This is a genomic window from Stenotrophomonas sp. CFBP8980, assembly GCF_034046095.1.
In the GTDB taxonomy this organism is placed as follows: Bacteria; Pseudomonadota; Gammaproteobacteria; order Xanthomonadales; family Xanthomonadaceae; genus Stenotrophomonas; species Stenotrophomonas lacuserhaii.
This window is the reverse complement of the sequence record NZ_JAXCXF010000009.1, coordinates 163,389-177,029: the sequence shown is the minus strand read 5'-3', so window position 1 is coordinate 177,029 and position 13,641 is coordinate 163,389. Positions and strand designations below refer to the sequence as shown.

The 13,641-nt window shown below is 62.1% G+C and carries 7 protein-coding genes and 1 pseudogene; 7 read left to right on the top strand and 1 reads right to left on the bottom strand.

Features of this window, described 5'->3' with window-relative positions; translation table 11 throughout:
* The 3 genes and pseudogenes from SOM47_RS16875 to SOM47_RS16865 all read left to right on the top strand — a co-directional run.
* Positions 1-460 (top strand): autotransporter outer membrane beta-barrel domain-containing protein (locus SOM47_RS16875; protein WP_320506227.1); only part of this gene is annotated, 460 nt, incomplete at its 5' end.
* A gap of 53 nt (positions 461-513) precedes the next feature.
* Complete coding sequence (locus SOM47_RS16870; protein ID WP_320506226.1) at positions 514-738, top strand: helix-turn-helix domain-containing protein; 225 nt, start codon at positions 514-516, stop codon at positions 736-738.
* Between the two features lie 168 nt (positions 739-906).
* Positions 907-1,875 (top strand): annotated as a pseudogene (locus SOM47_RS16865) (IS5 family transposase).
* Positions 1,876-2,381: 506 nt separating this feature from the next.
* On the opposite strand, the gene SOM47_RS16860 reads toward SOM47_RS16865, so the two are convergent.
* Positions 2,382-5,129: an autotransporter outer membrane beta-barrel domain-containing protein gene (locus SOM47_RS16860; protein WP_320506225.1), complete on the bottom strand. Its 2,748-nt coding sequence runs from the start codon at positions 5,127-5,129 to the stop codon at positions 2,382-2,384.
* Positions 5,130-5,940: 811 nt separating this feature from the next.
* Here SOM47_RS16860 and SOM47_RS16855 point away from each other — a divergent pair.
* From SOM47_RS16855 to SOM47_RS16840, 4 genes are all read left to right on the top strand, one after another.
* Entirely contained in the window at positions 5,941-9,618 is a 3,678-nt protein-coding gene (locus tag SOM47_RS16855) for an autotransporter outer membrane beta-barrel domain-containing protein (protein ID WP_320506224.1), read from the top strand.
* A gap of 45 nt (positions 9,619-9,663) precedes the next feature.
* Positions 9,664-10,368, top strand: a complete 705-nt coding sequence (locus tag SOM47_RS16850) for a VirB8/TrbF family protein (protein ID WP_320506223.1) — start codon at positions 9,664-9,666, stop codon at positions 10,366-10,368.
* A 113-nt stretch (positions 10,369-10,481) separates the two neighbouring features.
* On the top strand, positions 10,482-12,860 hold the full coding sequence (locus tag SOM47_RS16845) for an ATP-binding protein (protein WP_320506222.1): 2,379 nt from the start codon (positions 10,482-10,484) through the stop codon (positions 12,858-12,860).
* 109 nt (positions 12,861-12,969) lie between these two features.
* Positions 12,970-13,641 (top strand): response regulator, encoded by a 672-nt coding sequence (locus tag SOM47_RS16840; protein WP_320506221.1) that lies wholly within the window; start codon positions 12,970-12,972, stop codon positions 13,639-13,641.

Genomic DNA, 13,641 nt, shown 5'->3' with positions numbered 1-13,641 from the left:
GCTGATGGCCTCCATCGAAGCCGGCTACGCGATGCAGTTGCATGAAGGGGCAGATAAAGCCTTCTACCTGGAACCGCAGGCTCAGCTGACCTACACGGATTATTCCATGGACGGCGACCATCACGTGGAGACCAATGGCACCACGGTGCAGACGGTCGATGCCGGCGGCCTGCAGACCCGCTTGGGCGTGCGCCTGTACGGCCACGGCACCTCCAGCGAAGGCAACCGCGTGCAGCCGTTCGTGGCCGCCAACTGGATCCACAGCGAAGGCGACAACGCGGTGGCCTTCAACGGTGCAAGCCTGGCCGGTGGCCAGCCGAGCGATGTCTACGAGCTCAAGGCCGGCGCGCAGCTGCAGATGGGCGGTGGCTGGACGGGCTGGGGCGAGCTGAGCACGCTGCGCGGCGAGAACGATTACCGCAACTACGGTGCGCAGATGGGCGTGAAGTACAGCTGGTAAGGGGTCCGAAGGGGCGTCCCGGGAAGGGCGCCCCTTGTCGTTGGATCAACAAAATGTCGAAGAATATTCATCTCGACGCTCTCACTGAACGAGAGAGGGCCGTCGTCGATCTTCTGGCTCAAGGTTATGGCACGAAGCAGATCGCCGCTCGACTTGGTCGGGCGGCTCCTACGATCAGCACGCAGAAGAAGAGTGCTCTACGCAAGCTCAAGGTGAGCTCGGCGGTGGAACTTGCGCTTCACATAAATGGAGTAACCGTGCTGAAGTGGACTGACTAGCAAACTCTCGAAGCTGCACTGATTGACTTGGAGCAGCGTCCAACAAAGCCCGCTGACGCGGGCTTTGTTCTTAGGGATGGCCTGAACAAATCTGCGCGAAATCCGATGGTAGTGCCGGCCGCTGGCCGGCAAGTTTGAGGTCCGTCAGATCACGTTGAAGGACCCTCCATGCAGCTGACATTCGGTGATGCCGAAGGCCTTGGTCAGCGCAAGAAAGCGCGCCGCGAGCTGTTCCTCAACGGGATGGATCAGGCGGTTCCCTGGAAGCGACCGCTGGCACTGATCGAGCCGCATTACCCGCTGACAGGCCGCCGCGGCCGCCAGCCGTATCCGCTGGCCACCGCTGCGCATCCACTTCCTGCACCAGTTGTACGCCCTGAGCGACCCGTCGATGGGAGAAGCGCTGTACGACACGGCGGTGATGCGCCGAATTGCCGGCATCAACAGAGCTGGATCGCATTCCTGACGAGACCACGATCCTCAATTTCCGCCGGTTTGCTTGAGACGCATGGCCTGCGCGCGAAGATGCTGGAAGCGGTCAATGCCCACCCGCAGCATCAGGGCCTGAGCCTGCGCGCGGGCACGATCGTGGATGCCACGATCATCCACGCGCCCAGCTCGACCAAGAATGCCGACAAGGCGCGTGATCCGGAAATGCACCCGACCAGGAAAGGCAATCAGTGGTATTTCGGCATGAAGGCGCACATCGGTGTGGATGAGTTTTCGGGCCTTGTGCACCTTGTGACATGCACCGCTGCCAATGTAGGCGATGTCGCCGTCACGCAAGAGCTTCTGCACGGCAAGGAGGACTGCGTGCTGGGCGATAGCGGCTATACCGGGGCAGATTCACGGCCGGAGCTTCAGGATTCCAAGGCGGCGTTCTTGATCGCCAGGAAGCGAGGCAAAGTGAAGGCGATCAAGAACGCGCGGGACCGCCGGCAGCACGAGCGCTGGGAGAGCTGCAAAGCCAGCATGCGCGCGAAGGTGGAACACCCCTTCCGTGTGATCAAGCGCCAGTTTGGTTACACCAGGGTCCGTTATCGCGGGCTGGCCAAGAACGGCGCGCAGGTGCTGACGCTGTTTGCGTTGTCCAACCTGTGGATGACCCGCCGGCAGTTCGTGCCGGTCCGGGGATAAATCCGTCTGGAAGCGCCCAACGGCGCCTTCAAAACCCTATGTCCATCGAACTAAACCGCGGCAGGTGGTCGCACGAAGCGCTCGCCTCATGAATCCATGCATTGCGGGTGATCTGCTCAGACCATCCCTAGTCAAAGATCCTGCACCTCGACTCAACTGAGCTTTACGCCGATCCCAGGGGGATTTGGGTTCAGAGCGGTCTTTTTCCTTGGAACCGTAGTGCATACGGCGTCAAGTGTCAGGATTTGGACAAGGCTACATATGCCACGGGATTTCTGCCGTGGGCGACAGGGTGCTACGTTGTTCACATCGGCCACCGATTCACCAAGGCCAGTGAAATTAACCTGCGGCATGTCTATCACGGCAACGAAGCGGTGCAGCTGATCAACCGGCTTCATGGTGGTCTGATCAGTCTTGAATGACGGCAAAGCGCTCGCCTTGAGCCGCCATATCGAACGAAGCCCGCTGACGCGGGCTTCGTTGTGTCTGGCTTCAACCGAATTGGATCACCAGGCGTACTTCACACCGAGCTGCGCGCCGCGATTGCTGTACCCGCCCTGGCCTTGCAGCGTGCTCAGCTCACCCCATGCCGACCAGGCACCGGTCAGCTGCAGCTGGGCGCCGGCCTTCAGCTCGTAGGTAGCGCCGGGACGGCCGCCTGTCACGCTCGCCCGGTTGAAGGAGACCGCGTTGCTGGCGGCACCTGTGTGGACCCAGTTCAGTGCCATGAACGGTTTGATCCGCGCAGCATTTCGACCAGCGCGGTAACCGTGCACGCGCACGCCCAGCCGGGTCTGCAGTCCACCGGCGTCCACTGTGCGAACGCTCGTGCCGTTGGCTTCCACATGTACCTGACCGTCCATGGAGTAGTCGACATAGGTGGCCTGCGCCTGGGGTTCGATGAACAGCGCACTGCCGCGGCCTTCGGCCACTTTGAAGGCGTAGCCGGCTTCCACCGAGGCTGAAAGGGCCTTGCTGTCGTACTGCTCGTCGGCCAAGGCATCACCCTTCACCTCGTTCTTGAAGCGCGCCGCCTGCACCCAGCCATCGAGATAGGCGCCATCTGATGCATCAAGGCGCTGCAGCCAAGAAGCGTAGAAACCCACGGCTTGGCCCGTCACGCTGCCTTTTGCGCGATAGCCGGTCACGGCTGAGGTGGTGTTGCTGCTCGCCCTGCCCGTTGCCACCATCATGCCGACAACTCCGCGGCTTTCGTCACCCCAACGGCCAAGGTCGATGCCAGCCTGCAGCAAGGATTGGTCGCTAGAGACAGCAAGCTGCCCCTCTGCCGCAGTGAACCTCGCCGTGTCGGAGGAGGCCCTTACCCACGTGGCACCGCGATCGTCCGAATCCGTCAGGCCTCGGGCGAGGTCGGCGCTGCCCAATCGTTCATGCAGCGAGAGGGTGAACAGGTCCGTCGCCGCCGCCTGATTAGCCAGGTAGGCACCAATCTCGGGACGGTAGACCTTCGGTGCAGGCGGTTCGACGGGATCCACAGGGATCTCTGGATCGACCGGCGGGTCCACAGGGATCTCCGGCTCGACCGGTGGGTCCACCGGGATATCTGGATCAACCGGTGGGTCCGCCGGGATCTCCGGCTCGACCGGCGGGTCCACAGGGATCTCCGGCTCGACCGGCGGGTCCACAGGGATCTCTGGATCAACCGGCGGGTCCACCGGGATCTCCGGATCCACCGGTGGGTCCACCGGGATCTCTGGCTCGACCGGCGGGTCCACAGGGATCTCTGGCTCGATCGGTGGATCGATCACCGGGCAGCCGGCCCCCCCGGGGCTGGTTGCGCACGGGTCCGGGTCTACCGGCGGAGCCACGGGCATGGCCGTGGTGAGGTACCAGTTGCCATTGTCTTCGCCCTTGGCGAGAAAATATTCGTACGTACCTGCAACGGCGCGTCCGAGCAACGAGAAGTCCCCGTTCGATGCACCCGCGACAGTGATGATCTCGATCCCATTCTCAGACTCCGCACCCACGCCGCCTACATTGTTAACGAGTACGCCCGTCGAGCCGGACGTACCTCCACCGATGTTAAGAACGTCAGTGGGGGAGTCGTCCTCGCCCAGCACCGTGTTGAAGAGCAGCGTACCGCCGCCGACGAAGTCGCCGCTGACATCAAGCACATTGAAAGCCTCCCCCTGGCCAAGCTGCACCGTGCCACCCGAGCGGAGATCCAGGGTAGCGACGTTGCTGTGGCCCGTCAGCTGCCAGTAGCCGGTGTCTTCGATCAGGACATCATTCACATCCACGAACCTGCCATTGATGCGACCACCGTTGTACAAGTCGACATTAGCGATGCTGCCGTTGGCCTGCCCATATTTTCCAACGTTGCCATTGAGCGTGGTTTCTTCAACGAAAAGCTCGGCCTTCGTGGTGAACTCTCCTCGACCTTCAACATGGAGCAGGTAGCCGTCGCTGCCCTCAAGCTGGCCGCCGTCATGGACGTGGATCCGCCAGCCGTCCATGGCCGAAGCGGCGTTCGGTGAAATGCTGATAGCACTGCCGCCGAGACCCTTTACCTGCGAATTGCTGATCTCGATGACACCGTTTGTCGAGTCGTCGTCGGCGAAATCACCTGCAGCATACCCTCTGATGCCGTCCCGGACGCCTTCAACGATCGTGCCATCGAGCGCTCGGAACACACCGCCAGACATCACAATCCCAGCGCCAGAGGCGAAGCCGGTAGTGCTCAGCGCCTGGATGATTGTGTTTGAGGCTGACAGGCTGCTCCCCGAACCGACTAGCGCACCGCCGCCGTAACCCCACAGCCGACTGTCCGCCACCGTGACATGTGAGCCCGCCGCGTCCCCTCTGAACGGGTCGCTCAAGATCTCCAGTGCGGCATCGCCGCGGCTGTAGATATCGCTGCGCTCGATCCGCGCCGTTGATCCCTCCTGGACAATAAAGGCGCCATGGGTGTGGAAGCGGTCCATGTCATGCACGTTGGAATCGGCGACGGTAACCACCGAGCCAGTGTGGGCATGGATATTGTCGGCTTGCGACCCGGAAATGAGATGGACGGTGGCCTTCTCCGCCAACACAAGGCCTGCCCTCGCGCCATTCAAAGTAAGGACGGAACTGTCGTAGAGCGTCCATGCCTCTTTCGGATCTGCCGGGCCCACTGTGACCTCTTCGCCGCGAAGAATCGAGGCACCTGCTTGCGGTGCTTGAATCAGGCATGCCACGGCACAGGAAAGCACCGACAGCGCAACGGGCTTCACGTTTCTGGTACGCATCTTCATGTCGATATCCATAGATGGTTTCAATGGATACAGACTATTTTCAGCGCGTGACGCAGGGTATCGAAATTATTCGACATATGCCGCCAGCAGCGTCCCGACCGGCCTGATTGGCTACATTCGCGCGGACCTCCCTCCCTAAGCTACAGGCTGGACGTTGTTTGCAGAGGCCACTCACAAAGACCAACGGAATCACTCTGCGGCGTGTCTAACACGGTAGCTAAGCGGCGTAATTGCTCAACCACTTTCATATCGATCTGATCGAGCTTGAACGAAGCCACAGTAGTTGCCGTGTAGCAGCAGCGTCTCCTGCTGAGCCGGGCGCGGTTCTCATTGAACATACCGCCTTAAATTCGAACCATTTCCATGGAATGTGCAGCGTCAATGCGCTGATATGAAGTGCCCGCCGTTTCCCGACGGTACGGCGCGAGGCTGATCTTTCCTCTTCCATCAGCGTCGCGGCGTTGCTGCCCCTCCCCCCTTGGGCAGTAGGGATTGGGCCGGCCTCGCGCCGGCCCTTCTTTCAGAGCCCGCTGACGCGGGCTTGTGAGATACACAGGGACCATGAGCGGTCATAAAGCGCGGGCAGGTGCACACGCTGGAGGTCACGCAGCCCCGGCAGGAGGCGCCTCCTGCCCCAATAAATACGTACCCCAACGACCGAATTCCCACAGAGGCGAGGCAGCTTCCTGACTGTGAGCTCACTGGGGCGCTGCTTGAGAACCGTGTCACGGGTATTTTAGAAGTTCTTCGATACCGCCCCCGACCGGCAAAAAATATTGTGTCGCCTGAATCTTCCAACAGAGCTGACGACATGAAATCCCCAATCTCAAACCGACACGCCTTAGCGATCGCTGTAAGCAGCGTGCTGCTGATGAGCGCCAGTGCGGCATCAGCTGCTGACGCTGATAGGGTCGTCGCAGACGGCAGCAGCATTACCGTGCCCGCCGGCAGCAGCATCGCTACCACCAGCGATAATGTGAATGCTCTGCTGAGCTTCGGCGCTGGCAGCATTGCGGGCGCTGGCCTGGACATCCGTACCGAAGGAACCAATGCTTTCGGCGGGTTGGCTATCGGCGCGGGGAGCTCGGTAAACCTGACTGACAGCACGGTGGAGACCTCTGGAGCCGCTGCTCACGGCCTGTCTGCACGTGATTCTGGCTCCATTGAGGCGACCGCGGTCACTTTGCGGACTGCTGGCGAGGATGCGTTGGGATTGTGGTCCAGTGATGCGTCTTTGCAGGCCACTGGGGTCACTGTACTCACCGATGGGTTCCACAGCCATGCAGCGGGGGCAGGGCCTGGCGGAACGCTTGATATTAGTGACAGCAATCTAAGCACCACAGGCCTCCGTGCAGTGGGTGTGGCCGTTTGGGGAAATGCGCGCGCCACGCTCGATGGTGTACAGATCCACACGGACGGCGACACCTCTTCGGGGGCATCGGTATACAACTCTGGATCCATGTCCGTGTCGAACTCGCTCATTGAGACGATGGGCGCGGCCGCCCACGGTGTTGAGGCGGGCGGCGGTGTGTCCACCATCGAAAGCACTGACATCCGCACAGAAGGCGATGCCTCACACGGTGTCTATGCCACCGGCGGTGGCTTGGTTGAACTGAGCGCCAACGCCGATGGCACTCCTACCACGGTCACTACGGTCGGCGATGGCGCTGCGGCACTGCGCGCGTCGGACGTAGGAAGCGTGATCAACGCGTCCAACACGATGATCAAGACCGAAGGTGATCGATCTGGCATCGGCTCCTCTGGCGCCGTGGCCGATAACGGCGGCGAGATCAATTTGGAGAACTCATCCATTGAAACGTCTGGCTATTTCTCGGACGGTCTGGATTCGGAAGGTGACGGATCGCAGGTTTCGATGACCGGGGGCAGCGTCCTCACCACGGGTGATCAGTCCAAGGGGGCAGCCGCTTACAGTGGCAACAACAGTCTGACCCTGGACACTGTCCGGATCGAGACCCGGGGCGAAAGTGCGCGTGGGGTGGTGGCTTCAGGCACCGGATCGCGCGTGGATCTTCGTGATACGGACGTGCTTACCGCGGGGACGGGGTCCTTCGGCGTGCAGTCGGTGGGCGCCCAGGTCGAGGTCTTGGGCGGATCGATCACCACCACAGGCTCTGCCGCACGCGCCATCCAGGCTGAAGAAGGTGGGCAGGTGTCCGTTGATGGTGCCTCCATCATTACCAGCGCCGTGGGCGGTCGGGACTCTCATGGTGTGTACGTTAAGACCGGCGGCTTGGCTGACGTGGTCAACAGCTCGATCTCCACCATCGGTGAGCGCTCGCGCGGCCTTTTGGCCGACGGCTCCGGGTCACGGATCGGGGCGTCGAATGTAGACATCAGCACGGGCGGCTACCAGTCCTATGGTGTCCTGGCGCAGGCCGCCAGCGAGGTGGACCTGCAAGGTGTCGAGATTCTCACCAGCGGTCAGAACGGTCACGGCATCGTATCGCTGAGCGAAGCCAAGGTCGAAGCCAACGAGGTTCTGGTCGAGACCAACGCTCTCTCTTCGTACGCCCTGTCAGCTAATACGGGCGGGTCCATCGACGTTCGTAGCGGCACCATCCGGGCACTGGGTGACTCATCACTCGCCGTGCTGGCCGTGGCCGCTGCAGATCAGACGACCGCGATCAGCCTTGAGAGCTCGGATGTTTACGCTGCCCAGGCGACGACGTTCCAGGTGCGCGGGGATGGCACCAATGACATCACTCTGCGTGGAACGCGTGCAGCCAGTGGTACGAACAGCCTGCTTCGTGATGCGCTTGACGGTACGGGCACCGTCAACTTCAGCGCCGCAGGATCAGAGCTGCTGGGCAACGTGGACTTCAGCGAAGGCTATACCTCGAATGTCACCTTGGCCGAGGGCAGCTCGTTGAAGGGCGCTGCACAGAACGTCGACGACCTGCGCCTGGATGACAGCCGGTGGGACATGACCGGGGATTCCCGTGTAGGGGACCTGTCAGCCAGCAACAGCACCATCGCTTTCAATCATGACGACGGGGCATTCAAGACCCTGACCGTGACCGGCGATTACGTGGCCGACAACGCGGTGCTGCAGATGAACACCGTGCTGGGTGACGACACCTCGCTGACCGACAAACTGCACGTGCTCGGCAGCACCTCCGGGCAGAGCAGCATCCTGGTCAACAACGTGGGCGGGCAGGGCGCGGAGACCTTCGATGGCATCCAGCTGGTGCAGGTGGATGGCGATTCGGCCGGCGTGTTCAATCTGCTGGGCCGTGCGGTGGGCGGCTCGTACGAGTACTTCCTGCATCAGGGCGGTGTGGCCGATCCGACCGATGGTGACTGGTACCTGCGCTCGGAGCTGCCGGTTGAACCACCGGTCGACCCTGTCGATCCGCCGGTCGATCCGGTGGATCCCGTTGACCCGGTCGATCCGCCAGTCGATCCCGTCGATCCGGTTGACCCGATTGATCCGCCGACCGACCCGATCGTCATCGACCCACCGGTGGACCCGGAGATCGTTGATCCACCGGTCGTGCCGCCGCCGACCAAGATCTACCGCCCGGAAACCGGCGCCTATCTGGCCAACCAGGCCGCAGCAGTGGGCATGTTCGACATGACCCTGCATGAGCGTCTGGGCGAGCCCAACCTTGCGCAGCGGCTGAAGTCGGACGACACGCTCAACTCGGCTTGGGTCCGCACGACCTCAGACCACACCCGGTTCAACGCGGGCGAAGGCCAGTTGGACGTGGCCAGCCGCCAGTCGATGCTGCAGGTGGGTACGGACTTTGCCAAGTGGGGCGATGACAGCCGCGGCCTGGCCGGCATCATGCTGGCTACCGGCAAGTCCAGCAGCCAGACCACCTCCAATGTCACCGGTTACGGTGCCAAGGGCGAAGTGGATGGCAAGGCGCTGGGCCTGTATGCCACGTGGATGCAGAGCGCGGATTCCGAGAAGGGGGCTTACCTGGATGCCTGGCTGCAGACGGCGCGCTTCAAGAACGAGGTGCAGGGCGATGCCTTGGCGACCGAACGGTACGACAGCAAGGCGCTGATGGCCTCCATCGAAGCCGGCTACGCGATGCAGTTGCATGAAGGGGCAGATAAAGCCTTCTACCTGGAACCGCAGGCTCAGCTGACCTACACGGACTATTCCATGGACGGTGACCAGCACGTGGAGACCAATGGCACCACGGTGCAGACGGCGGATGCCGGCGGCCTGCAGACCCGCCTGGGCGTGCGTTTGTACGGGCATGACACCTCCAGCGAAGGCAACCGCGTGCAGCCGTTCGTGGCCGCCAACTGGATCCACAGCGAAGGCGACAACGCGGTGGCGTTCAACGGTGTGGGCCTGGCCGGTGGCCAGCCGAGCGATGTCTACGAGCTCAAGGCCGGTGCGCAGCTGCAGATGGGCGGTGGCTGGACGGGCTGGGGCGAGCTGAGCACGCTGCGCGGCAAGAACGATTACCGCAACTACGGTGCGCAGATGGGGGTTAAGTACAGCTGGTGAATCACGAGGAATCGGGTGTCCCCGGGCCCCCCGATTCCTCACCCATTGCCAGTTGTTCCCCTGATCGCCAACACCGAGGTCGCGACCGCTTTGAAGATATTCAGCTCCTATCTGCTTCTCCAGCAGAAACATAAGCAGGCAGAACGAGAAGCCCGCGCATGGCGTTGGGCAGCGGTAGGACTGGGCGCTATCGCGTTACTGGCCGTGGCCGGACTGGTTGCGTCGGTGAACCGACCGCCTCCCAAGCCGCTCATCACCCGGGTCAATGCAGATGGCAGCGTTGCCATGCTTGGGCGGGCGACTGCCGATTACACCGCGGCCGCCCCGGAGATCGAGCACTTTCTCAAGACGTGGATAATGCAGGTGCGCGCTGTGCCTGCGGATGTTTCGCGGCGTGAACAGAATCTGGCCAGTGCGATGCGTGTCCTCGGCCCAAGGGCGCTGGCAAAGTTGAAGGACTGGTCGGCGCAGTCCCGACGCCCGATCGACTCGCCGCTGACGGTGGAGATCATTTCAATTACTGCGGAGTCGGGAGAGCGTTACGCGATCGGATGGAATGAAGTGACACCAGACCCCCGGGGTAACGACCCACACACCTTGCGATGGACGGCGCAGCTGACCGTCCAGCAGGTAGTTCCCGCCCATGATGTGGACCTGACCAACCCCTTGGGGCTGTACATCACCGACTTCCGCTGGATGACGTCGCCCGGGGTGCCGACCGGTTCCCCGTCTTCACATCAATTCGAATAATTTCGAATTGTGGTGCGTGTTACGGTGGCACCCCGTCGATCGGTTTGGGGCTGCCCGCTGCATTGCCTCGTCCTGCCAACGTCGGATATACGGTCCGCCAGAGGAAGCTCCCTGTGATTGCTGCACTTCAGCGATGGTCCATCGCATTGCGGCGCGGCTGGCCAAGCGCGGTGGCGATGCTGATGTTTACCTTCCCGGCCGTGGCCAGCGCGCCTGAATTCACCGCGGCCGAGCGCCAATGGATCGCGGAGCACCCGGTTGTCTACTATGCCGGCGCACCCAACGTCAGTCCCCTTGAAGACATCGTGGACGGCAAGTACCAAGGCCTGATCGCGGCGTACCTCGACACGATTTCCGAGCGCACCGGATTGTCCTTCCAGATCGTTCCCACGCGTACCTGGGAAGAGTCCCAGCAGGTCTTTCTGCAGGGACGCGTGGATTTGTTTCCCAATGCCAGCCCTACCACGGTCAGTCGCGAGGTGGACCGCTCATTGCGCTACTCGCAGGCGTACTTCGCCAGTCCACTGATCCTGGTGACGCGCGGCGACGCCGCTTCGACCTTCGGGCCGGACACGTTGAAGGGCAAGCGTGTGGCGATCCGTGGCGGCCCTGATATCCAGAAAATCCTGACCGATCGACGGCCAGGCGCAATACCCATCGAGGTCATCAGCCCCGAGGAAAGCCTGCGGAAAGTAGTGGAAGGAGAGGCCTACGCTTCGGTGGGCACCGAAGCCACCCTATCGCCGCTGCTGCGACGCAAGTACGGGCGCCAGCTGGGTACTGCCAGCATGTTGGACATCCCGCCTTACCGGGCGCAGATGGGGGTACGCGCCAGCAATCCAATGTTGCTGACGATTCTGGGCAAAGCGTTGGGATCAATCACAGCGCACGAGAGCGACGAGATCTACGAACGTTACCTGTCCCAGGCAGATTACGGCGCACCCACCATCTGGTCTATCCTTCACTACCGCCGAGTGGAGTTGATGCTGTTGCTGCTGTCGGTGGCTCTCTTGGCATTCTTCGGCTGGCGGGCACGCGAGGAAAGACGCCGCGCCGTACGCAGCGAGCAGACCAAGGCGCGTTTCCTTGCGACCATGAGTCATGAGATACGCACCCCGATCAACGCCATGCTGGGCTCGATCGAGCTGCTGGGCCGTACACCGCTTGATAAGCGGCAGAGGGGTTTTACCGATGGCGCCACGGTAGCGGCCGAGGCGCTGATGGACCTGCTGGACAACGTCCTGGACTTGTCCAAACTGGACGCAGGAAAGCTTACGCTGGAAAAGCTGCCCACGGATGTCCGCGAGCTGCTGCAGCAGGCGGTCGACCTCATCCGTCCGCGTGCGGATGAAAAAGGCCTGATGATCAATTACGGGCTGGAGTATCAGGTCAATGGCCTGGTGATGATCGATCCGACGCGCCTGCGTCAGATAGTCAACAATTTGCTGGGAAACGCCGTCAAGTTCACCAAGCGCGGATGTATCAACCTGGATGCCCGGCTTGAGCCATCGAGCCCATCGGATCCGCGTAGTGCCACGCTGCTGATCCGGATCACGGATACCGGAGTGGGCATTCCCTTCGACCAGCAGCACCACCTGTTCCAGGCATACTCCCAAGCTGATGGATCGACGACGCGTGAGTTCGGCGGCACAGGTCTGGGACTCACCATCTGCCGCGAGCTGGTCACGATGATGGGGGGCAGCATCACGCTTGACAGCATCCCGGAAACCGGGACGACCGTGGTGCTCGCCATCCCGGTCAGTATGGTCGAGACGGCCTCGCGCGTGGTCGATCCGGCCGGGCCCGATCGCGCTTGTACGGCCCCTGAGGCGCACGATGCGCCCCCCGGCACAGTGCTGGTGGTTGAAGACCATCCCGGGAATCGGTCGCTGATCCAACAACAGCTGCTGGAACTGGGCGTTGCGCCTACGCTGGTTGAAAGTGGTGAGGCCGCCTTGGCCATCCTTGCACAGCAATCCTTCGACTTGGTGCTGATGGACTGTCACATGCCGGGCATGGATGGCTATGAAACGACCCGTCGTATACGGGCGGTCCACCGGGCCGAGCACCTGCCCGTGGTGGCCATCTCGGCCTCAACGGGCGCAGAGCACCTGGCGCGGTGCCTGGAATGCGGCATGGATGGTGTGCTGCGCAAGCCGCTGCGCCTGCAGGAGCTGCAAGGCATCCTGGAGTTGTGGCCCGTCCGGATTGTTCCACGCCGCATCGAACCCGTAGAGCCGGCGGGGATCGAGATCGACCACGAAGCGCTGCTTTCGGAGGACTTGAACGCGCTGGATGCTGCGCTGGCCCGTGGCGAGCTTGATCGGGCGCTTCACTATGCGCACCGGATCAACGGTGCCGCGTTGATGTTGGACCGCACAGAGCTCGCACGCTGCGCGCAGGCGGTGGAATCGGCCCTCAGCGAAGGTGGCAAGCCGTCCGATGGTCTCATGAATGCGCTGCACACGGCGTTGAACGCAGCGACGGGATAATGCGCTGCGGGTAAAGTGAATGGCGACACCGGCTTTCAAGCCATAACGTGCGTTGGATCACCGTGCTCTGGTAATCTCGCTGCGGCGCTTCCCTCCGGGATTATCGACGATGCATCCGAAAAAGATCCGCGTGGTGCTGGTCGACGATCACCCCATCGTCATAGAAGGGATCCGTGGGCGCCTCTCCGACGTGGGCGGTATCGATATTGTCGGTACATACACCAGCGCCCGCGATCTCATCCGTGCACTTGGCACAATGGGCGAGCCGGTGGATCTGGCGATCGTGGATTTCTCGTTGGGACCGCAGGACGTGGACGGGGTCAACCTGCTGCGCTCGCTGCGGACGCGCTTCGGCGACCTCTCCATCCTGGTACTGTCCTCGCACTTCAACCCGGCGACGGTATCGCTGGCGCTGCAGGCCGGCGCCAATGGATTCCTTTCCAAGGGAGAAGGGGCAGATGAGCTTCTCGTGGCGATTCAGGCCGTCACCAGTGGCAAGACCTATCTCAGCGGAGCCATGCGACAGCAACTGGCCGATCTGAGCGGCCTACGCGCCCAACGCGACGCCGTCCCGCAGGGCATTGCAGAACCGCTGACACCGCGGGAGCATGAGGTGCTGCGCTGCATTCTGGACGGTATGTCGACGACGGAAATCTCAGCCAAGTTCTCGCGTGCGGTTAGCACCATCAGCACGCAGAAGAAATCGGGCTACCAAAAACTGGGTATCCGCACCGATGCCGAGCTGTTCAAGGTGCGCGCCTTGATCGACAAGACGGGCTGA